The organism is Altererythrobacter sp. TH136, assembly GCF_007065885.1.
In the GTDB taxonomy this organism is placed as follows: Bacteria; Pseudomonadota; Alphaproteobacteria; order Sphingomonadales; family Sphingomonadaceae; genus Tsuneonella.
In genome coordinates this window covers 276,117-296,605 of sequence record NZ_CP041409.1, presented here as the reverse complement: position 1 = coordinate 296,605, position 20,489 = coordinate 276,117, and the positions used below count along the sequence as shown (strand labels likewise).

General features: G+C 66.4%; 19 protein-coding genes and 2 tRNA genes. 19 read left to right on the top strand and 2 right to left on the bottom strand.

Annotated features, from left to right (window positions below; genetic code table 11):
• Positions 1-12: 12 nt before the first annotated feature.
• Positions 13-948 carry a phosphoserine phosphatase SerB gene (serB, locus tag C0V74_RS01465; RefSeq protein WP_143250314.1) on the bottom strand — a complete coding sequence of 312 codons (936 nt, stop codon included), beginning with the start codon at positions 946-948 and terminating at the stop codon, positions 13-15.
• On the opposite strand from serB, the gene miaA reads away from it, so the two are divergent.
• The 10 genes from miaA (at position 905) to C0V74_RS01415 (ending at position 11,631) form a co-directional block, all read left to right on the top strand.
• Positions 905-1,849 (top strand): tRNA (adenosine(37)-N6)-dimethylallyltransferase MiaA, encoded by a 945-nt coding sequence (miaA, locus tag C0V74_RS01460; RefSeq protein ID WP_143250312.1) that lies wholly within the window; start codon positions 905-907, stop codon positions 1,847-1,849. The two genes, serB and miaA, sit on opposite strands and share 44 nt — an antisense overlap.
• Before the next feature lie 137 nt (positions 1,850-1,986).
• Positions 1,987-3,732, top strand: a complete 1,746-nt coding sequence (ilvB, locus tag C0V74_RS01455) for a biosynthetic-type acetolactate synthase large subunit (protein WP_143250311.1) — start codon at positions 1,987-1,989, stop codon at positions 3,730-3,732.
• On the top strand, positions 3,732-4,247 hold the full coding sequence (ilvN, locus tag C0V74_RS01450) for an acetolactate synthase small subunit (protein ID WP_143250310.1): 516 nt from the start codon (positions 3,732-3,734) through the stop codon (positions 4,245-4,247). Before ilvB ends, ilvN begins: the two co-directional genes overlap by 1 nt.
• 30 nt (positions 4,248-4,277) lie before the next feature.
• Positions 4,278-5,297, top strand: coding sequence for a ketol-acid reductoisomerase (ilvC, locus tag C0V74_RS01445; RefSeq protein WP_143250309.1), 1,020 nt, complete (start codon positions 4,278-4,280; stop codon positions 5,295-5,297).
• A 66-nt stretch (positions 5,298-5,363) separates the two neighbouring features.
• Positions 5,364-6,242 (top strand): I78 family peptidase inhibitor, encoded by an 879-nt coding sequence (locus C0V74_RS13300; protein ID WP_143250307.1) that lies wholly within the window; start codon positions 5,364-5,366, stop codon positions 6,240-6,242.
• 188 nt (positions 6,243-6,430) lie between these two features.
• Complete coding sequence (gene leuA / locus C0V74_RS01435; RefSeq protein WP_143250306.1) at positions 6,431-8,110, top strand: 2-isopropylmalate synthase; 1,680 nt, start codon at positions 6,431-6,433, stop codon at positions 8,108-8,110.
• A gap of 82 nt (positions 8,111-8,192) precedes the next feature.
• Positions 8,193-8,555: a DUF6481 family protein gene (locus tag C0V74_RS01430; RefSeq protein WP_131623284.1), complete on the top strand. Its 363-nt coding sequence runs from the start codon at positions 8,193-8,195 to the stop codon at positions 8,553-8,555.
• 36 nt (positions 8,556-8,591) lie between these two features.
• Positions 8,592-9,638, top strand: a complete 1,047-nt coding sequence (locus C0V74_RS01425) for an amidohydrolase family protein (RefSeq protein ID WP_143250305.1) — start codon at positions 8,592-8,594, stop codon at positions 9,636-9,638.
• Between the two features lie 338 nt (positions 9,639-9,976).
• The gene (locus tag C0V74_RS01420) at positions 9,977-10,639 is read left to right on the top strand and encodes a hypothetical protein (protein ID WP_143250304.1); all 663 of its coding nucleotides are present in this window, start codon (positions 9,977-9,979) and stop codon (positions 10,637-10,639) included.
• 23 nt (positions 10,640-10,662) lie between these two features.
• Entirely contained in the window at positions 10,663-11,631 is a 969-nt protein-coding gene (locus tag C0V74_RS01415; protein WP_143250303.1) for a nitronate monooxygenase family protein, read from the top strand.
• A 1-nt stretch (position 11,632) separates the two neighbouring features.
• Here C0V74_RS01415 and C0V74_RS01410 read toward each other — a convergent pair whose 3' ends face one another.
• Positions 11,633-12,061: an NAD(P)H-dependent oxidoreductase gene (locus tag C0V74_RS01410; RefSeq protein WP_143252115.1), complete on the bottom strand. Its 429-nt coding sequence runs from the start codon at positions 12,059-12,061 to the stop codon at positions 11,633-11,635.
• Between the two features lie 109 nt (positions 12,062-12,170).
• Here C0V74_RS01410 and recJ point away from each other — a divergent pair, with 109 nt between their 5' ends.
• From recJ to phoB, 9 genes are all read left to right on the top strand, one after another.
• The gene (gene recJ / locus C0V74_RS01405; protein ID WP_143250302.1) at positions 12,171-13,946 is read left to right on the top strand and encodes a single-stranded-DNA-specific exonuclease RecJ; all 1,776 of its coding nucleotides are present in this window, start codon (positions 12,171-12,173) and stop codon (positions 13,944-13,946) included.
• A 162-nt stretch (positions 13,947-14,108) separates the two neighbouring features.
• Positions 14,109-14,183 (top strand) — tRNA-Glu (locus tag C0V74_RS01400).
• 26 nt (positions 14,184-14,209) lie between these two features.
• Positions 14,210-14,284, top strand: a tRNA-Glu gene (locus C0V74_RS01395).
• 173 nt (positions 14,285-14,457) lie between these two features.
• Positions 14,458-15,660, top strand: coding sequence for an ATP-binding protein (locus C0V74_RS01390; protein WP_143250301.1), 1,203 nt, complete (start codon positions 14,458-14,460; stop codon positions 15,658-15,660).
• Between the two features lie 44 nt (positions 15,661-15,704).
• Positions 15,705-17,087 (top strand): phosphate ABC transporter permease subunit PstC, encoded by a 1,383-nt coding sequence (pstC, locus tag C0V74_RS01385; RefSeq protein ID WP_143250300.1) that lies wholly within the window; start codon positions 15,705-15,707, stop codon positions 17,085-17,087.
• Positions 17,080-18,327 carry a phosphate ABC transporter permease PstA gene (gene pstA / locus C0V74_RS01380; RefSeq protein ID WP_143250299.1) on the top strand — a complete coding sequence of 416 codons (1,248 nt, stop codon included), beginning with the start codon at positions 17,080-17,082 and terminating at the stop codon, positions 18,325-18,327. Before pstC ends, pstA begins: the two co-directional genes overlap by 8 nt.
• The gene (gene pstB / locus C0V74_RS01375) at positions 18,321-19,112 is read left to right on the top strand and encodes a phosphate ABC transporter ATP-binding protein PstB (RefSeq protein ID WP_143250298.1); all 792 of its coding nucleotides are present in this window, start codon (positions 18,321-18,323) and stop codon (positions 19,110-19,112) included. The genes pstA and pstB overlap by 7 nt, the downstream gene beginning before the upstream one ends.
• Positions 19,113-19,126: 14 nt before the next feature.
• Complete coding sequence (gene phoU, locus C0V74_RS01370) at positions 19,127-19,792, top strand: phosphate signaling complex protein PhoU (RefSeq protein WP_131623301.1); 666 nt, start codon at positions 19,127-19,129, stop codon at positions 19,790-19,792.
• Between the two features lie 2 nt (positions 19,793-19,794).
• The gene (gene phoB, locus C0V74_RS01365; protein WP_143250297.1) at positions 19,795-20,481 is read left to right on the top strand and encodes a phosphate regulon transcriptional regulator PhoB; all 687 of its coding nucleotides are present in this window, start codon (positions 19,795-19,797) and stop codon (positions 20,479-20,481) included.
• Positions 20,482-20,489 lie beyond the last annotated feature (8 nt).

Below are 20,489 nucleotides of genomic sequence, written 5' to 3'. Positions count from 1 at the left end.
TGGGAAGCGGTTTCACCCCGCGACCCAGTCCTCGCGGGGAATGCCGAGAAGGTGGAGCACGGCGGTCAGGTCGCCGCGGTCGATCCAGCCATCCGCCGCGTCGCGCGCCTTGGGCTTCGCGCGATAGGCGATCCCCCAGCTGGCCGCCTGCAACATCGGCACGTCGTTGGCCCCGTCGCCGATGGCCAGCGTCGCGACATTGTCGCCCAACCGCTCTGCCTCTTCGAGCAGGACCTGCCGCTTGACCGCGCTGTCGGTGATGCCGCCGACCAGCGCGCCGGTCAGCTTGCCGCCCGCTACGCCGAGGCGATTGGCGACGACGTGATCGAACCCGATCTGCTCCGCCACCGGATCGGCAAAGTGATGAAAGCCGCCGGTCACCAGCACCGTGTGACACCCGCGCGCCTTGAGGGTCGCGATCAACGTGCGCGCGCCTGCCGTGGGCCGGATCCGTTCCGCAAGGCAAGTGGCGACCGTATCCTCGCCAAGGCCTGCCAGCAGCTTCACCCGCTCTGTCAGCGCGCTCACGAAATCGAGCTCACCCTCCATCGCCCGCTCGGTGATGGCCGAAACTTGCTCTTTCAAACCGGCGAAGTCGGCCAGTTCGTCGATGCATTCCTGCTCGATGGCCGTGGAATCCATGTCCGACACGAACAGGCGCGGCACCTCGATCTCGCGGGTGGAGACCAGCAGGTCGGCGGGGGAGAAATGTTCGTCCAGCACCCTCCGGAGCACCGCCGGGTCGCCGTCCGGCAGCGCGATCTGCAACGTGTCGCCGCAGAAATCGAGCATCGCGGCTGCCGCGATCCGCAGCCCTTGCGCCTCCAGCGCAGCGCTGGCGGCGTCCAGCCGCGCCTCCAGCCCGCCTCTTTCGAGCACGGCCGGGTCTGCTATCAGCCGCGCGATGAGCACCAGGACATCTCCGGAAAAGCCAGCGGTGGCGCTCATCGCAGGGCCCACCGCCAGCGGCAAGAGCGATCTGGCGGTCAGGCTGGCGCTGGCGCTGAAGGCGCGTGGCCGCACGGGCATCGTGATCAATGCCGACAGCGCACAGGTCTATGCCGACCTGCGCGTGCTCTCTGCCCGCCCCAGCGAACAGGAGATGCGCGGGGTCGAGCACCGCCTGTTCGGCACCTGGGACGGCGCGCAGGCCTGCTCGGCGGCAGACTGGGCAGAGGCGGCGCGGCAGGAGATCGCGCGAACCCATGCCGCCGGAGCGGTCCCGATCCTGGTCGGCGGCACGGGACTGTACCTGCGCACGCTGATCGACGGTATTGCCAAGGTGCCCGCCATCGATCCGGCCGTACGCGATGCGGTGCGCGCACTTGATCCCGCCGATGCCTATGCCGCGCTCACCCTGGAGGACCCGCAGCGCGCGGCCATCCTCCACCGGAACGACAAGTTGCGGATCGCCCGCGCTCTGGAGGTCGTCCGCTCCACCGGACTGCCGCTGGCGTACTGGCAGCAGGCCAACGGCAGCGGGATCGATAACGAAGTGACGCTGCATCCGGTCATCCTTCGCCCCCCGCTGTCCACCTTGCGCGAGCGCACCGAGGCGCGGTTTACCCGCATGCTCGATGAAGGCGCGGTCGAGGAAGTGCGCACCTTGCTCGACCGGGGTCTGTCACCCGAATTGCCGGTGATGCGCGCCATCGGGGTGCCGGAGATCGCCGGCTGGCTTGGCGGGGTGTGGTCACGCGAGGAAGCGGAACTTCGCGGGCAGCGGGCGACATGGCAGTACGTCCGCCGCCAGTTCACCTGGCTACGCGCCCAGCCCCCGCCGCACTGGCCGCGCATCGAAGAAGAACCTTTCGACGAGGAGGTCTCGTTTGCATCATTATTGCGCTGATCTGGCTTGACACCTAAGATTATGTCGTTAAGCCCAGCTTGTCTCGCATAGAGAAAAGGCCCGGCGCGCGCCCCACGCGTCGGGTCGCTTTTGTCTCGGGCCCCGGCTACCCCGCCGGCGGAAGAAGGAGCCAGACGGTGGACGAGCGCAGCGGCGCCAGAATCTTGATCGATAGTCTTGTCGAACAGGGGGTCGAATTCGTGTTCGGCTATCCCGGCGGCGCCGTGCTGCCGATCTATGACGAACTGTTCGCCCACAGCTCCATCCGCCACATCCTGGTCCGGCACGAAGCCGGCGCTGCGCATGCCGCCGAGGGGTATGCGCGCTCTACCGGCAAGCCGGGCGTGGTGCTCGTCACCAGCGGCCCCGGGGCGACCAACGCGGTCACCGGCATCGCCGACGCGTTCATGGATTCGATCCCTCTCGTCATCATCACCGGCCAGGTCGCGACCCCGCTGATTGGCACCGACGCGTTCCAGGAAGCCGATACCATCGGCATCACCCGCCACTGCACCAAGCACAACTACCTGGTGAAGGACCCAGCCGCGCTGCAGGCCACCATTGCCGAGGCGTTCCGCATCGCCACCACCGGACGGCCCGGTCCGGTGCTGATCGACATCCCCAAGGACGTGCAGGTCGCCGCCGCCCCGTGGACCGCGGCGGGCAACCCCTCCATGCCTTCCACTCGCTTCGACCCGCCCTCGACCGCCCCGATCGAAGCGGTGCTCGAGGCGGTGGAGATGCTCGCGAACGCGGAACGTCCCGTGTTCTACACCGGCGGCGGAGTGATTAATTCCGGCCCGCGCGCGAGCGAACTGCTGCGCCGGTTGCAGGACCTGACCGGCGCGCCGGTCACCAGCACCCTGATGGGCCTGGGCGCTTTTCCCGCGGATCATCCCGACTGGCTCGGCATGCTGGGGATGCACGGCACGTACGAAGCCAACATGGCGATGAACCGCTGTGACGTGATGGTATGCATCGGCGCGCGGTTCGATGACCGGGTGACCGGGCGGCTCGATGCGTTCAGCCCGGATTCGCGGAAGATCCACCTCGATATCGACCGGGCGAGCATCAACAAGACCGTCGATGTCGACCTGCCGCTGATCGGTGATTGCGCGGCGGTCCTGGAGCAAATGCTCGCCGCGTGGGGAGACCAGCGTGGGCAGGATCTCGGCGAATGGAAGGCGCGCATCGCCGGCTGGCGCGCACGCGAAAGCCTGGCCTACCCGCCCTCCCGCTCCGAGATCATGCCGCAGCACGCGGTCGAGCGGCTCAACGCGCTGACCCATGACCGCGCGCCGATCATCTCGACCGAGGTCGGCCAGCACCAGATGTGGGCCGCGCAGTATCTGGGGTTCGAAGCGCCCAACAAGTGGCTCACCAGCGGCGGCCTGGGCACGATGGGCTATGGCCTGCCCGCAGCCATCGGGGCGCAGCTCGGCAATCCGGACGCGCTGGTGATCGACGTCGCGGGCGAGGCGAGCATCCAGATGAACATTCAGGAGCTCGCCACCGCCAGCCAGTACCGCTTGCCAGTCAAGGTGTTCATCCTGAACAACCAGTACATGGGGATGGTCCGGCAGTGGCAGGAACTGACCTATGAAAGCCGGTATTCAAACAGTTACAGCGACTCCTTGCCAGACTTTGTGAAATTGGCGGAGGCATACGGCTGGAAAGGCATACGGATCGAGGACCAGGCCGATCTCGACGCCGGCATCCAGGCGATGATCGACCACCCCGGCCCGGTGATGGTCGATTGCCGCGTCGCGCAGGAGGCGAACTGCCTGCCGATGATCCCCAGCGGCGCGGCGCATACCGACATGCTGCTCTACGGCGACCGCGTGGAAGGCACGCTGGACGACGAAGCGAAGGCGCTCGTCTGATGCGCATCGCTCACGCCGAAGCCGAGCGGCACGTGCTCGCCGTCACCGTCGATAACGAAGCGGGCATCCTGGCCAAGATCGCCGGGCTGTTCACCGCGCGCGGGTACAACATCGACAGCCTGACCGTGGCCGACATTTCGGAAAACCACGCGGTCAGCCGGATCACCATTGTCACCAACGGGCCGCCGCGCGTGATCGACCAGATCCGCGCGCAGCTGGAACGGCTGATCCCGGTGCACAAGGTCGTCGACCTCACCGAGGAAGGCCCGCATGTCGAGCGCGAGCTTGCCCTGGTGAAGGTCGTCGGCACCGGAGAAAAGCGGGTGGAGGCGCTGCGGCTGGCCGACATCTTCCGCGCCAAGCCGGTCGATACCACCACCCAAAGTTTCATCTTCGAGATCACCGGAGCACCGGAAAAGATCGACAGCTTCGTCCACCTGATGCGCGAACTGGGGCTGGTCGAAGTCGGCCGTACCGGGATCGTTGGCATGATGCGCGGCGCCGAGGGCGCCTGAAGACCACCACCCAACAGCGGGAAAACACACGTGAAAGTCTATTACGACGCCGACGCCGACCTGAACCTGATCACCGGCAAGAAGATCGCCATCGTCGGGTACGGAAGCCAGGGCCACGCGCACGCGCAGAACCTGCGCGACAGCGGGGTGAAGGATGTCGCCATCGCGCTGCGCGAAGGTTCGGCCACCGCGGACAAGGCCAAGGGTGCCGGCTTCCAGGTCATGTCCAACCAGGAGGCGGCCCGGTGGGCGGACATCGTCATGATCCTCGCCCCGGACGAACACCAGGCGGCGATCTGGGAGAACGACCTCAAGGGCAACATGAAGCCCGGCAGCGCGATCGCCTTCGCGCACGGCCTCAACATCCATTTCGGCCTGATCGAGGCGCCCGCCGATATCGATGTGATCATGATCGCGCCCAAGGGTCCCGGCCACACCGTCCGCAGCGAATACCAGCGCGGCGGCGGGGTGCCGTGCCTGATCGCGGTGGATCAGGACGCGACCGGCAATGCCCATGACATCGCGCTCGCTTACGCCAGCGGCGTTGGCGGCGGACGCTCCGGCGTCATCGAGACCAACTTCAAGGAAGAGTGCGAAACCGATCTGTTCGGTGAGCAGGCGGTGCTGTGCGGCGGCATCACTCACCTGATCCAGGCCGGGTTCGAAACGCTGGTGGAAGCTGGCTACGCGCCCGAGATGGCGTACTTCGAATGCCTCCACGAAACCAAGCTGATCGTCGACCTGCTGTACGAAGGCGGGATCGCCAACATGCGCTATTCGATCAGCAACACCGCCGAATACGGCGACATCACCACCGGCCCACGGATCATCACCGCAGAGACCAAGGCGGAGATGAAGCGCGTGCTCGCCGACATCCAGCAGGGCCGGTTCGTTAAGAACTTCGTGCTCGACAACCGCGCGGGTCAGCCTGAACTGAAGGCGGCGCGCAAGGCCGCCGCGGCGCACCCGATCGAGCAGGTCGGCGCCAAGCTGCGCGCGATGATGCCGTGGATCGGCAAGAACAAGCTGGTCGACAAGGCGGTCAACTAGCGCCCTCAACTGGACAGCGGGGCGGCGAAGCGGCACTCTGGCGCAAACCTTCGGGAGAAATTTGCCATGCCCAGACTGCTGCCCGCCGCCTTGCTCGCCGCCGCCACCCTGGCCGTCGCCGCCACCGCGCAGATGCCGACGGAAAAGCCCGGCGCGCGTGATGCTGCGCGCGTTTCCGGCGGCACGTACCAGGCCGACCCGGCCCACACCCTCGTCGGCTGGCGGGTCGATCACCTGGGCTTCAGCGATTACTTCGGGCTGTTCGGCGATGTCACCGGCACGCTGACGATCGATCCCGCCAACCTGTCGGCGGCGCGGGTGGACGTCTCCATCCCGATCAACCCGGTGGTCGCCAGCAAGGGTCTGCAGGAACACCTGCTGCGGCCCGGCAAGGATGGCGGCAAGCCCGACTTCTTCGGTCCCGGACAGGCGCCGGCGCGGTTTGTTTCCACCAGTGTCGCCCCCGGCGCGGATGGCATGGGCGCATACATCCTTGGCAACCTGACCCTCAACGGCATCACCAGGCCGGTCGCGATCCAGGCGCAATTCACCGGGGCGGGCGCGATGCGGGGAACGGAGACGGTGGGCTTCTCCGGCCGCGCGCTGATCAAGCGCTCCGACTTCGGCATCACCAACGGCATTCCGCTGATTTCGGACGAGGTGGAACTCGACCTGTCCGCGGCGTTCGAGAAGAAGGCGGGCGCCAGCGAGCCGCAGCCCATGCCGGCGCCGGCGGCGAACGCCTGCAATGGTGACAAGGTGCAGCCCTGGTTCGGGAAGCAAGCTACTCCTGCGGTGCGCGCCGAGATCGCCGCTGCTACGGGCGCCAAGATGATCCGCTGGCTCTATCCCGACAGCATCGTCACGCAGGATTATCGTGCAGAGCGGCTCAACGTGCGGATGGACAAGGGCACCGACGTGATCCGCTCCGCCAGTTGCGGCTAGGCGGTCGTTGCAAATGTAACATTTGCCGAGCCACGCGGTTTGCCGCATGTTGTGGGGGTGACCCGCGAAACTCTGTGCCTGCTACGACTTACGCGCCCTTGGGCGTGACGCCGCGCGCTGCCTGACGGCGCGCTACGCGCCCAAGGGAGCCCGCCCGCATCCCAGCAGACACCGTCACGAGTTTTACCATGCCCATGCTCCGACAGCCCGGCGCCAAGTACGCCGCTTTCCCCCAGGTCCCGCTGCCCGATCGGCACTGGCCCAGCCGCACGATCACCGCCCCGCCGCGCTGGCTCAGCACCGATCTGCGCGACGGCAACCAGGCGATCGTCGATCCGATGGACGCGGTGAAGAAGAACCGCTTTTTCGACCTGCTGGTGGAGATCGGGGTCAAGGAGATCGAAGTCGGCTTCCCGAGCGCCGGGGCGACCGAGCTCGATTTCATCCAGGGCCTCGTTCGCTCGGGCCGCATTCCGGATGACGTGACGGTCCAGGTGCTCACCCAAAGCCGCGAGGACCTGATCCGCACCAGCTTCGCCAGCCTCGACGGCGCGCGCGCGGCGATCGTCCATCTCTACAACGCGGTCAGCCCCGCGTGGCGCGACATCGTCTTCCGCATGAGCCGCGCCGAGGTGAAGGCGATCGCCGTCGCCGGGGCCAAGGTCCTGCGCGACGAAGCGGCCGCCCGGCCCGGCACCGACTGGCATTTCGAATACAGCCCGGAAACGTTCTCGACCGCCGAACTCGATTTCAGCATCGAGGTGTGCGAGGCGGTGATGGAGGTGCTGCGCCCCACCCCCGACCGCCCCATCATCCTGAACCTGCCGGCAACGGTAGAGGCGGCGACCCCCAACATCTACGCCGACCAGATCGAATATTTCTGCCGCAACCTGCCGGGTCGCGACAGCGCGGTCATCTCGCTGCACACGCACAACGATCGCGGCACCGGGGTGGCCGCCGCCGAGCTGGGCCTGATGGCCGGCGCCGACCGGGTCGAAGGCTGCCTGTTCGGCAATGGCGAGCGGACTGGCAATTGCTGCCTGGTGACAGTCGCGCTCAACATGTACACGCAAGGGATCGATCCGGGACTCGACTTCTCCGACATCGACCGGGTGATCGAGACGGTGGAGTACTGCAACCAGATCCCGGTCCATCAGCGTCACCCCTACGGCGGCGAACTGGTCTTCACCGCCTTTTCCGGCAGCCACCAGGACGCGATCAAGAAGGGGTTCGAGTCGCTCGCGGGCCAGAACGACGAGCGCTGGCGGGTCCCGTACCTGCCGATCGACCCGGCGGATCTGGGCCGCAGTTATGAGGCGGTGATCCGGGTCAACTCGCAATCCGGCAAGGGCGGGTTCGCCTGGGTGCTGGAACAGGACCAGGGGCTGAAACTGCCCAAGTCGATGCAGGCCGACTTTTCGAAGGCGGTGCAGCGCATGGCCGACGAGCTGGGCCGCGAACTCAACGCAGGCGATATCTGGCTGGCGTTCCGCGAAACCTATCACGTCGACAACGAAGGCGGACGCTTCCAGCTGCTGGATTACGAGGAAACGCGCGGCGCCGACGGCACCCGCATCTTCGCCGGCACCATCGCGGTCGAGGGCCGCGCGCAATCGGTCAGCGGACGGGGCAACGGGCTGATTTCCTCGGTCGTCGGCACCTTGCGCGACAGCTTCGGGGTGGAGCTTGAGGTGCTGGATTACACCGAACACGCGCTGGGCGCGGGGGCCGATGCACGCGCGGCGGCTTTTCTCCAGTGCCGCACGGGCGACGGCGTTATCGTGTGGGGTGTCGGGATCGACGAAGACGTCGCGACCGCGAGCGTGCGGTCCGTCCTCAGCGCCGCCAACGCCGCGGTCGCGCCGTGATGCGCCGCATGGGGTGGCGCGCTGGCGGGAGCGCTCTATAGCGCGCGGTGGATATAACTCAGCACGTACAGGATTCGATTAGATGGCCGGCTTCAAGCTTCCCGATTTCAACGACCGGCGCGCGGCATCGCAGAATGCGCGCGCGAAGGCGGTAGGGAAGATCAAGCCCAAGCCGCCGGTCGATCCCGAAGAGCAGGCCCGCCGCCGCGCCGAACGCGAAGCGAAGGAGGCCGCCGAGTTCGAGAAGCGGCGCGCCGCCAAGGAAGCCAAGATCCAGGCCGATGCCGCTGCCAAGGCCGAGCAGGAGCGGCTCGAGGCCGAGGCCATTGCCGAGCAGGAGCGCCTGAAAGCGGAGGCGGAAGCCGCCAAGCAGCTGACGGAAGAAGAGCGCAAGGCCAAGCGCGACGCGAAATACGCCGCGCGCAAGAACAAGAAGAAGCGCTAGGGATTACCGGCACTGGCGGACGAGAGGAGCGGCACGATGAGCGAAGACATTCTCGAACCCGATCTGCCCATCATCGATCCGCATCACCATCTGTGGGACTTGCGGCCGGTCCTGGGCGCGTTTCCCGAACCGCGGCACGACTTCCTGGAAACGCTGGCGGGCGCGGCACAGTACACGTTCGACCAGCTGCAGGCCGATGCGCGCTGCGGCCACAACGTGATCGCGACCGTGTTCATGGAATGCGGCGCGTTCTACGACAACAGCCGGGGCGATGACCTGAAGGTTGTCGGCGAGGTGGAATTCGTCAACGGCGTAGCCGCGCAAGGGGCCAGTGGTCTCTATGGCGATTACCGCCCCTGCGCTGCCATCGTGGGCCATGCGGACCTGACTTTGGGGGCCCGGGCGGGCGAGGTGCTCGATGCGCTGCAGGCCGCTTCTCCGCGCTTTGTCGGGATTCGCCATGCCGCCGCGTGGGACGCCGATCCCGAGGTGCTCGGCCCGCCGTTCCACGCACCGGAAGGCCTCTATCGCGACGCTACGTTCCGCGAGGGGTTCGCCGAACTCGGCAAGCGCGGCCTGACGTTCGATGCCTGGGTGCTCGAACCGCAATTGGGTGATGTGCTCGAGCTCGCGCGCGCTTTTCCCGATCAGCCGATCGTGCTCGATCACTGCGGCACGCCGCTGGGGATCGCGAGTTATCGCGGCCAGCTGGAGGCGAACTTCAGCCGCTGGCGCAGCGCGATCCAGGCGATCGCCGAGTGCGAGAATGTGACGATCAAGCTGGGCGGGCTGGCGATGGCGTTCTGCCAGCTGCCGGATCAGGGCCCCGCCGCGGGTCGCGGTTCGGAGGAACTGGCTGGCTTGTGGAAGCCCTACATCGACACCTGTATCGAGGCTTTCGGCCCGGGCCGCGCGATGTTCGAAAGCAATTACCCGGTGGACCGCTGGGGCGCGAGCTACCCGGTGCTGTGGAACGCCTTCAAGCGCCTGGCCGCCGGGGCGTCGGATGCGGACAAGCGCGCGCTGTTTGCCGGCACGGCGGCGCAGGTATACGGGCTGGAGCGGCTGCTCGTCCAAGCCTGACACGCCCTGCCTCGCCGCGCTTGTGCTGACCGGACGCTTGCGCCATTAACGGCCCGGAATGCGGCCCCGGGGGAGGTGGCTTGAACATGGCGCGGCCACACAGCGACAGGCATGGCACCCATCGGCTGATTGTGAGTTCGGCTGCGCTGATCTCGTTGAGCCTTGCAACCGGCTGTGGCGGTGACCGGGACCGGCCCGCCGAGGTGTATCCGGGTCCGCCGCTTGCGCGCATCGACATGGCGCTGAACCCGCCGGCGTCTCGCCCGGCGACTGGGCCCAAACTCCAGGTCGATTCATCGCGAGCACTTGCGGTGGCGGCTCCAACCACGAAACCTGTCGTGCCCGCACCGCGCCCGGCGGCGTCCGCCTCCGTAACGATCGCTTCGCCACCGCAGCGGCGCACAACCCCTGTCCAGCTGGTCGTCCCGGCGGATCCAGAGCCGGCACTCGGCATCCTAGCAACGATGCCGGTCGCGCCGGTCGATCCCAGCGAGCGCGAAGTCATGCCTGCGCTCATTTCCCAGCCTGCGCCGGGCTCGGCGGAACCGGGCATCGCGCTGGTTCCAGCGACCCAGGTCGCCATCCGCGAAGCAGAGCCGGCCATCGCCGCGCTGCCTGACGCCGCCCCTTCCCTAGCCGCGATCGCCGCAAGCGGGACGAACGACAGCCCCGCCTTCGTCTCACAAGTGTCGGACAGCATTCGCGCCGCGTATATCGCGCAGATCGACGCATCCGCTCCTGAGCAGCGCCTGGCCGTCCGTTCGGGCGACAAGATGCTGGGCGCGGTGCAGTTCCAGGTCAGCGGGCAACAGGTGTCGGTGCACATCGGGCAGGTGCTCGACCTGTTCGCCGCGCAGATCGAACCGGCACTGTTCGCCCAGCTGCGCCAGTCCGCCGCCGCAGACGAGTTCGTCACCCTGGACCGCATTCGCAGCGCGGGAATCCCGCTCGATTACAATGCCGCGTACGACGAGCTGGTGCTCGGCCCCGACCGCGGCTGATCCATTCCACCGGAGATTTGTCCATGCCCCTTCCCGCCCCGTTCGATCGCCTGCGCCTGCCGGTCATCGGCTCGCCGCTGTTCATCGTGTCGGGGCCGGAACTGGTCATCGCCCAGTGCAAGGCGGGGATCGTCGGCAGCTTCCCCGCGCTGAACGCGCGCCCATCTGGCGTTCTCGACGAATGGCTGCACCGGATCACGGAGGAACTGGCCGCGCACAACCGCGACAACCCCGATCGTCCCGCGGCACCCTATGCGGTCAACCAGATCGTCCACAAATCGAACAACCGGCTCGATGAGGACATGGACGTCTGCGCGAAGTGGCAGGTGCCGATGGTGATCACCTCGCTGGGCGCGCGGGAGGATGTGTTCGCCGCGGTATCGAGCTGGGGCGGAATCACGCTCCACGACGTGATCAACGATCGTTTCGCCCGCAAGGCGATCGAGAAGGGGGCGACCGGCCTGATCCCCGTCGCCGCCGGTGCGGGCGGCCATGCCGGGACGCTTTCGCCGTTCGCCATGCTGCAGGAAATCCGCACCTGGTTCGATGGGCTGGTCGCGCTGTCCGGCTCGATCGCGCATGGCCGCTCGGTGCTGGCGGCGCAGGCGATGGGGGCGGACTTCGCCTACATCGGCTCACCCTGGATCGCGACGACGGAGGCCAATGCCGACCAGCGCTACAAGGACGCCATCGTGGAAGCGAAGGCGGACGGGATCGTCTATTCCAACCTGTTCACCGGGGTGCACGGCAATTACCTGCGCTCCTCGATCGAGGCGAACGGGATGGACCCCGATAATTTGCCGGTGAGCGATCCGTCCGCGATGAACTTCGGCTCGGGCGGCAACACCGAGGCGAAGGCGTGGAAGGACATCTGGGGCTCGGGCCAGGGTATCGGCATGGTCCAGGCGGTCGAAAGCGTGGCCGACCGGGTCGACCGGCTGGAGACGGAATACCGCGCCGCCCGTCAGGAACTTGCCGCCAAGGTGGTGTGAGCTAGAACACCCCCAGCGCCAGTCCTTCGACCAACGCCGCCCCCAGCTCGCGGCACCGGTCGAGTTCTGCCGGTAGCACCGTTTTCGGCGCCAGAATTGCTTCCGGGGTCTGCGCCGCCAGATTGACGATCAGGGGATCGGCCACTCGCTTCAACCGCCAGCCGGTGGCGATGCGGTCGATCTGCCGCTGGGCCCCCGCCCCGTCCGATCCCGCCGCGATGGCCGTGGCATACGCCCGGCCTTCGATCCGGCCTAGCACCGGGTAATAGCAGCGGTCGAACATCTCCTTCATCAGCCCACTCATGCTCGCGAGGTTTTCCGGGCACACGAACAGATAGCCACCAGCGTCCAGCAAGTCGGCAGGTTGAACCTCTTGTGCGCTGAGCAGGCGGGCTGTTTCGCCCGCGCCGTGTGCAGCCGCCACGGCCATGGCCCGGGCCGCCCCGGTGCGGCTGTGCCAGACGATCAGCAGGGTTCGGTCCACACCTCAGACCATCGCCCATTTGCGGTAGGTTCGCCAGTGGCTTACAAGCGGCGTCATGGCTTCCACCGTCAGTTCCGTCTTCGGTATCGAGCGTTCGCTCTCAGGCAAGGCGTGGCGCTGGCGCGGCGGCAATATGGACCTGAGCGACGGCAACGGCTCGCTCGACGATCTGATCACCCAGCTGCTGCTCTCGCGCGGAGTAGCGCGGGACGATCTCGACCGGCATCGCACCCCCACGCTGCGGGCCTTCTTGCCAGACCCTTCCCACTTCCGCGACATGGACACTGCGGCCGAGCGGATCGCCCAGGCCGTGCTGACCGAGGAGACGGTGGCCGTTTACGGCGACTACGACGTCGACGGCGCCACCAGTGCCGCACTGCTGATCCGCCTGCTGCGCATGCTGGGCCGCCCTGCCCGCTATTATATCCCGGACCGTCTGCTCGAGGGTTACGGACCCAGCGGCGAAGCGCTCGTGCGACTGGGAGAAGAAGGGGCGAGCCTCGTCGTCACCGTCGATTGCGGCGCGATGGCGCACGACGCGCTGGCCCAGGCACACGCCGCCGGGGTCGACGTCATCGTGGTCGATCACCACAAGTGCTCGGCCGAACTCCCCCGCGCGGTTGCCCTGGTCAACCCGAACCGGCTCGACGAAAGCGAACTTGGCGCCGAGCATGGACACCTCGCCGCAGTGGGCGTGGCGTTCCTGCTCGCGGTCGCGGTCGTTCGAACCTTGCGCGCACGCGACTTCTTTGCGGACCGGCCAGAGCCCGATCTCATCGGCCTGCTCGACCTGGTCGCGCTCGGCACGGTGGCAGATGTCGCCCAGATACGCGGGCTCAACCGGGCGTTCGTGGCCCAGGGCCTCAAGGTGATGAGCCGCCGCGCCAACGTCGGCATGGCGGCATTGATCGACGCCAGCCGGCTGAAACGCGCGCCTGTCTGCAGCGATCTCGGCTTTGCGCTTGGCCCGCGGATCAATGCCGGCGGGCGAGTGGGCGAGGCGACGCTGGGCGTGCGCCTGCTCACCACCGAGAATCCGGACGAGGCGGCGGAGATCGCCCAGCAACTGTCCGCATTGAACGAAGAACGGCGGGCGATCGAGGCGGAGGTCCAGTCCGCGGCGGAAGCCATGCTGGAAGGCCAGCACAACCGGTCAGTTCACGTGCTCGCTGGCCGGGGGTGGCACCCGGGCGTGATTGGCATTGTCGCCGGGCGGATCAAGGAAAAGACCGGCAAGCCCGTGGTGGTCATCGCGCTCGACGAAGACAGCGGCAAAGGCTCCGGCCGTTCGATCGGCGGCATCGACCTGGGCGCCGCCATCATTGCCGCGCGCGAATCGGGGCTGCTCGTCGCCGGGGGCGGACACGCGATGGCTGCGGGCCTGACGGTCGATGCTGAAAAGCTCGGCCCTCTGGCCGATTGGCTTGACGACCGGCTGGGAGGCGCCGTCGCGCGGGCGATGGAAAGCGGCACGATGCCGCTCGACCTGGCGCTGGCACCCGGCGGCCTCACGCCGGAACTGGTGGACGCCCTCGATGGCGCCGGTCCGTTCGGTATGGGCTGGCCAAGCCCTCGCATCGCGGTGGGACCAGTGCGGCTCGTCCGCGCGGATCTCGTCGGCAACGATCATGTCCGGCTGGTCGCAAGCGGAAATGACGGTCGCAGTTTCAAGGCGATCGCCTTCCGGGCGGCCGAAAGCCCGCTAGGCCAAGCGCTGCTCCACGGCTCGCGCGGGCGAAGCCTGTGGCTCGCCGGGCGGCCCAAGATTGATGACTGGGGCGACCGGCTGCAAGCGGAACTTCATCTCGAGGACGCCGCCTGGGCAGACTAGCGGCGGCGCGTGGAGCGCCCCTCGCCGAAGCTTGGCAGCGGAATCCAGCCGCCTTTCCTGAACGCTGCAAGCGCTCTTTTGGCGGGGATCAACTTCAGCATCAGTGCGAGGGTTGACCGCGCATCACCTCCCCCCTAATGCGCCCGCCACGCTTCCCGGCGTGGCCCCTTCGTCTAGCGGTTAGGACGCGGCCCTTTCACGGCTGAAACACGGGTTCGATTCCCGTAGGGGTCACCATCGGGAGCGCGCCGGACCTTGGGTTTGGCCCCTTCGTCTAGCGGTTAGGACGCGGCCCTCTCACGGCTGAAACACGGGTTCGATTCCCGTAGGGGTCACCATTTCTCCCACCAGCACTCGGCTACTCCCCAACTCACCGTAAGCAGATTCGCGCATCCGGCGACCCGGCGGTGGTACTCGCAACCTCGTCGCGACCGGCTTTCAGCCCCACCGATCTCTCCATGATCCAAGCACTGCTGGCGCGGCCGGTGCGTGCGCGCTACGGCGCCCGGTGATGGAGCAGCCTGCAGCCAAGCCCTGGACCGGTATCGCGCTGGCCATTCTGGCATGCGCCGCTCTGGCGATCATGGGCGAGAAGCCGTGGTTTGCGCTCGCCATTCTGCTGATCTGGATCGGATCGCTGTGGCTCAAGTTCGACGAACCGCCATCCATGGAGACAGCGTCTGGCGAAGCTGGCCTGACCCGCGACACCATGGCCGAGCTGATCGAGCATTCGGGTACCCCGCTCCTCCTGACCAGGCGCGACCGGGTGACGATTGCCAATCGTGCGGCGCGGGACGTGCTGGGTCCGCATATCCTGGGCCAGGACGTACGCATCGCGCTGCGTCATCCAGAGGCAATCGCTCTAGCCGAGCACGATGAACCGGCATCGGCGACAGTCTACAATCTCGCGCGGCGACGCGACGTGTGGCTGGTCAGCCGCAAGCCGTTCAACGGCGATTACGCGGTGATCGATCTGACGGATCAGTCTGCGGGCGCGAACGTTGGTCGCGCGCACACGGACTTCGTCGCCAACGCCAGTCACGAACTGCGCACCCCGCTCGCCTCCATTATAGGATACGTGGAGACGCTGATCGACGAGCCTGGCGACGAATCGCTACGCGCACGGTTTCACCAGACGATTTTGCGCGAGGCGAAGCGGTTGCAGCAACTAGTTGACGATCTGCTGTCGCTGTCACGTGTCGAGGCGGGCGAGCATGACCTGCCGTCCGAGCATATTGATCTGGCACCGCTTGTCCTGCTGGCCGCTCGCGATGCTGCGGGCCCCGCACGGGCGGATCGAATCGATTTCGCGCTGGAAGATGCAACGATCCAGGGCGACGTCCCCCAACTTGAGCAAGCGGTGCGCAATGTGGTCGACAATGCACTCAAGTACGGCGCCGATGACGGCCGCGTGCGCATCTCGTTGACCAGCGAGGGGGAAGCTGCCGAGTTAACGGTCGCGGACCAGGGCGACGGCATCGCCCCCGACCATCTGCCGCATCTCACGCGGCGATTCTACCGCGTCGACCCGGGTCGCAGCCGGGCGTCGGGCGGAACCGGGCTAGGCCTGGCCCTCGTCAAGCACATCGTCGAACGGCATCGCGGACGTCTGGACATCGCCAGCGAGCACGGCGCCGGCACCACCGTCACCATTCGCCTGCCGATTGCGCGGGGCGATAACTCCGCTAGTCACGATACTGTCACACAACTGTAGCATCCGCCCAACCCAACAGATCCGACGGACATCTTTCCCAACCCATGTCGTCTTCGCTTCTCCTCCTGCTGATGCTTGGCCTGGGCTTGGCCGGATGGCTGACGGCGCGCGCCCGGGCCTGGGGGTTCCGGCGCCGGGGGCATACGCGGCTGGCTGCTCTGCCCAGCTATCACGGATGGTACGCCGCGCTGTCGATCGTGCTGCCGGTGATCGCCTTCATCGCACTGTGGAGTGCAATAGCGCCCGGCCTGATCGACCGGGCAGTCCTGGCGCACCCTGCGGCCGCCAATTTGCCGCAGTTCGATTTTCAGCGCAACGCACTGCTGGCCCAAGCATATTCCGTGGCCCGCGGAGCGACCGCGACGGTCTCATTGCCCGAAGCGGCCACGCTGGTCGAACCGTACCGCGAAGCGCTGGCCCGTTATAACCTCATCGGCATTCTCGCGACGATTGCCATCGGCCTGGCCGGCGGAGCTTTCGCGTTCCTGCGCCTCAAACCCGATTTCGCCGCCCGTACGCGGGTAGAGCGGATCGTGATGCTGATCCTGCTGCTGGCATCGCTGGTGGCGATCCTGACGACCCTGGGCATTCTGGTGAGCCTGGTGTTCGAGACGGTGCGCTTTTTCGGTATGGTCTCGCCGATCGATTTCCTGTTCGGCACACACTGGTCGCCGGATCCCATGTCCGATCCCGCCGCTGTGGACGGCAGCCGCTATGGCGCGGTGCCGCTGTTTTGGGGGACGATTTTCATCGGCGCGATCATCGCCATGATCGTCGCCATCCCTCTCGGCCTGATGAGCGCGATCTACCTGACGCAATACGCGCACCCGTCGTGGCGGCGGACGCTCAAGCCGGCGCTGGAGATCCTCGCGGGCGTGCCCACGGTGGTCTACGGCTATTTCGCGGCGCTCAGCATCGCACCGTTGATCCGCGATGCGGCGCAGGCGCTGGGGGTCGCGAACGCGAGTTCGGAAAGCGCGCTTGCCGCAGGGTTGGTGATGGGCGTGATGATCATTCCGTTCGTATCCTCGATGGCGGACGACAGCATCGCCGCCGTGCCGCAAGCCATGCGCGATGGCAGCCTGGCGATGGGCGCCACGAAATCCGAAACGATCCGTCGGGTTCTGCTTCCAGCGGCGCTCCCCGGGATCGTGGCGGGCGTCATGCTGGCGGTGAGCCGCGCGATCGGCGAAACGATGATCGTGGTCATGGCGGCATCGACTGCCGCCAACCTGACCGCAAACCCGTTGGAGGCGATGACCACGGTGACCGTGCAAATCGTCGCCATGCTCACTGGCGAAGGCAGCTTCGATCATCCGGCGACCCTCAGCGCGTTCGCGCTCGGATTCGTGCTGTTCATGGTCACCCTGGCCCTCAACTTCATCGCGCTCCGGGTCGTGAAGCGTTTCCGGGAGGCATATGACTGACACCCTGCCCACCCGCACCGCCGCGTTCGAGGCCCGGATCAAGCAGCGTTATCGTTCGGAGCAACGCTTCAAGGCGCTGGGCCTGACCGCCGTTCTCTTTTCGGTGGCTGTGCTGCTGTTCCTGCTCGGCACGATGTTGCTCAACGGTGCCGGCGGGTTCCAGCGGGCGGAGCTGCGCGTTCCCATCGACTTCACGCAGGGCAGCGTGTCGGTCGATGCGGCAACGCTCGCGCAGCCCGATGCGCTGCAGCGTTTGCAGGCGCAAGGTCTCCCCGAACTTGTGCAGTTCTCTGCCGCCACCGAACTGGGTGAGCCGGGTGCCGAAGAGCTGTCGGCTGAAGCTTGGCGTGAGGTAGGCAGCGCGATCATCGCCGACCCGGGATTGCTGCAGCGTAAGGCGACCTTCGACCTGCCCGCCAGTTCCAACCTGGCAGCCGCACTTGCCGGCGAAGGTAAGCCCGAACTGCACGGACTGGCGCAGACGCTTTCCAGCGAAGGCAAGCTGGCCGAGCGGTTCGATCCGGGTTTTCTGACCCGTTCGGACGCGACCGATCCGCAGGCAGTAGGGATCTGGGGAGCGTTGAAGGGGTCGATGCTGACGATGCTGGTAACGCTGTTGCTGGCGTTTCCGATCGGCGTGTTGGCGGCGCTCTACCTCGAGGAATACGCGCCGAAGAACCGGTGGACCGATCTAATCGAAGTCTCGATCAACAACCTTGCCGCAGTGCCGTCGATCATTTTTGGGCTTCTGGGACTGGCGGTATTCCTCTGGCTGTTCCCGAACATGCGCTCCGCGCCGCTGATCGGCGGCATGACGCTAGCCCTGATGACCATGCCGGTGATCGTCATTTCCGGTCGCAACGCCATCAAGGCCGTCCCCCCAAGCATCCGCGACGGTGCGCTGGCGATCGGCGCTTCTCCGGTGCAGGTAGTGTTCCACCACGTCTTGCCCCTGGCCCTTCCCGGGATGCTGACTGGCACGATCATCGGCATGGCCCGTGCTCTGGGCGAAACAGCGCCGCTGCTGATGATCGGCATGCGCGCGTTTGTCGCCACGCCGCCCGACAGCCTGACCGCACCCGCCACTGTGCTGCCGGTCCAGATTTTCCTCTGGTCGGATGAAATCGACCGCGGTTTCGTGGAGCGGACCAGTGCGGCCATTATCGTGCTTCTCGTGTTCCTTCTCGTCATGAACGGGCTGGCGATCTATTTGCGAAACAGGTTCGAAAAAACATGGTGACCGTCGTCCATCCCAACCTCGAGAACACTGACTCCAAGATGCGCGCGCGCGACGTGTCGGTGTTTTACGGTGACAAGCAGGCAATCGACGACGTGTCGATCGACATTCCCTCGCAGTACGTGACCGCATTCATCGGCCCTTCCGGCTGCGGCAAATCGACTTTTCTGCGCACACTCAACCGGATGAATGACACCATTGCATCCGCGCGGGTGGAGGGCTCGATCGAACTGGATGGCCAGGATATTTACCGGTCGAAAATGGACGTGGTCCAGCTTCGCGCGCGCGTGGGCATGGTGTTCCAGAAACCGAACCCATTCCCCAAGAGCATCTACGAAAACGTTGCTTACGGTCCGCGGATTCACGGTCTTGCTGAAGGAAAGGCTGAACTCGACGGGATCGTCGAGCGTTCGCTCGCCCGCGCCGGCCTGTGGAACGAGGTGAAAGACCGGCTGACCGACAGCGGGACGGCCCTCTCCGGAGGACAACAGCAGCGGCTGTGCATTGCCCGTGCGATTGCGGTCGATCCCGAGGTCATCCTGATGGACGAACCGTGCAGCGCGCTCGATCCCATCGCGACCGCGCGGATCGAGGAACTGATCCACGAACTGCGCGGCCGCTATGCGATCGTAATCGTGACGCACTCAATGCAGCAGGCTGCGCGCGTCAGCCAGCGGACGGCATTCTTTCACTTGGGCAAGATGGTGGAATACGGGCGCACATCGGACATCTTCACCAATCCGCTCGAGGAGCGGACGAAAGACTACATCACCGGCCGGTACGGCTAAGGGACTCAACGATCATGGAACATACCGTCAAGGCGTTCGACGAGGACATCACCCGCTTGCGTGGCCTGATCGCCGAAATGGGCGGAATGGCCGAAGTGGCGCTCAATCGCGCGATGGACGCGCTGGTCAAAGGCGACGACGCCCTGGCCGACCAGATCGTTGCCGATGACAAGAAGATCGACGCGATCGAAGCGGAGGTCGACAAGCTCGCGGTGCGGATCATCGCCTTGCGGGCCCCCATGGCCGACGACCTGCGCGAAGTGATTGCCGCGTTGAAGATCGCTGGCGTGGTCGAACGGATCGGCGATTATTCCAAGGCCATCGCCAAGGCGAGCCGCCAGATCGAAAGCCGCAAGCGCTTCGGCCCCCTCACGCTGGTACCCGCGATGGCGGACATCGCTGCCGAAATGGTCCACGACGCGCTCACCGCCTACGCCGCCCGCGATGCCGCGCTTGCGCGCGAGGTGATCGCGGCGGACGAGAAGGTGGATAACTTCTACGAATCGATCTTCCGCAACCTTGTCAGCCACATGGTCGAAAACCCCGCTACGATCAGTTCGGCGGCTCAGTTGCTGTTCGTCGCCCGCAACATTGAGCGCATCGGCGACCATGCCACCAACGTGGCCGAAATGGTCCACTTTGCCGCGACCGGCGCTTACCCCGCCGATATGGACAACTAGCCATGGCCGCGGCCAAGCTGCTGCTGGTCGAGGACGACCCGGCGCTCGCCGAGCTTCTCGAATATCGCTTCGCCAACGAAGGCTATTCGGTGCGATTGACGGCGGATGGCGACGAGGCGCTGCTGATGGCGGCGGAAGACGTCCCCGATCTGATCATTCTTGATTGGATGATCGAGGGCACCAGCGGGATCGAAGTGTGCCGCCGGCTGCGGCGCGACAAGGCGACTGCGCACGTGCCGATCGTGATGCTGACCGCGCGCGAAGGCGAGGACGACAAAATCCGCGGCCTGGAGACAGGGGCGGACGACTATCTGACCAAGCCGTTCTCCCCGCGCGAGTTGCTTGCGCGGGTTGCAGCGGTGCTGCGGCGCATCCGTCCGGCACTGGCTGGCGAGGCGCTGACGGTGGGCGATCTGACTCTCGACCCGGTGGCTCACCGGGTGACGCGCCGCGGACAGCCGGTTCGGCTCGGGCCGACTGAATACCGTCTGCTTCGCTTTCTGATGGAAAGCCCGCGCCGGGTGTTCAGCCGCAATCAGCTGCTCGACGGCGTTTGGGGCAGCGAGAGCGAAATCGAGCTGCGCACGGTCGATGTCCACATCCGCCGCTTGCGGCAGGCTATTGCGGTCGATGGCGCTGACGATCCGGTGCGCACCGTACGTAGCGCAGGCTATTCCCTCGAAGGCTGACGCCGCTG

Excerpts from the sequence above, each read along its gene's own strand:
- miaA (WP_143250312.1), top strand. The coding sequence starts at position 905 with ATGAGCACCAGGACATCTCCGGAAAAGCCAGCGGTGGCGCTCATCGCA.
- serB (WP_143250314.1), bottom strand. The coding sequence starts at position 948 with ATGAGCGCCACCGCTGGCTTTTCCGGAGATGTCCTGGTGCTCATCGCG.
- ilvN (WP_143250310.1), top strand. The coding sequence starts at position 3,732 with ATGCGCATCGCTCACGCCGAAGCCGAGCGGCACGTGCTCGCCGTCACC.
- C0V74_RS13300 (WP_143250307.1), top strand. The coding sequence starts at position 5,364 with ATGCCCAGACTGCTGCCCGCCGCCTTGCTCGCCGCCGCCACCCTGGCC.
- leuA (WP_143250306.1), top strand. The coding sequence starts at position 6,431 with ATGCCCATGCTCCGACAGCCCGGCGCCAAGTACGCCGCTTTCCCCCAG.
- C0V74_RS01430 (WP_131623284.1), top strand. The coding sequence starts at position 8,193 with ATGGCCGGCTTCAAGCTTCCCGATTTCAACGACCGGCGCGCGGCATCG.
- C0V74_RS01425 (WP_143250305.1), top strand. The coding sequence starts at position 8,592 with ATGAGCGAAGACATTCTCGAACCCGATCTGCCCATCATCGATCCGCAT.
- C0V74_RS01415 (WP_143250303.1), top strand. The coding sequence starts at position 10,663 with ATGCCCCTTCCCGCCCCGTTCGATCGCCTGCGCCTGCCGGTCATCGGC.
- C0V74_RS01410 (WP_143252115.1), bottom strand. The coding sequence starts at position 12,061 with ATGGCCGTGGCGGCTGCACACGGCGCGGGCGAAACAGCCCGCCTGCTC.
- recJ (WP_143250302.1), top strand. The coding sequence starts at position 12,171 with ATGGCTTCCACCGTCAGTTCCGTCTTCGGTATCGAGCGTTCGCTCTCA.
- C0V74_RS01390 (WP_143250301.1), top strand. The coding sequence starts at position 14,458 with ATGGAGCAGCCTGCAGCCAAGCCCTGGACCGGTATCGCGCTGGCCATT.
- pstC (WP_143250300.1), top strand. The coding sequence starts at position 15,705 with ATGTCGTCTTCGCTTCTCCTCCTGCTGATGCTTGGCCTGGGCTTGGCC.
- pstA (WP_143250299.1), top strand. The coding sequence starts at position 17,080 with ATGACTGACACCCTGCCCACCCGCACCGCCGCGTTCGAGGCCCGGATC.
- pstB (WP_143250298.1), top strand. The coding sequence starts at position 18,321 with ATGGTGACCGTCGTCCATCCCAACCTCGAGAACACTGACTCCAAGATG.
- phoU (WP_131623301.1), top strand. The coding sequence starts at position 19,127 with ATGGAACATACCGTCAAGGCGTTCGACGAGGACATCACCCGCTTGCGT.
- phoB (WP_143250297.1), top strand. The coding sequence starts at position 19,795 with ATGGCCGCGGCCAAGCTGCTGCTGGTCGAGGACGACCCGGCGCTCGCC.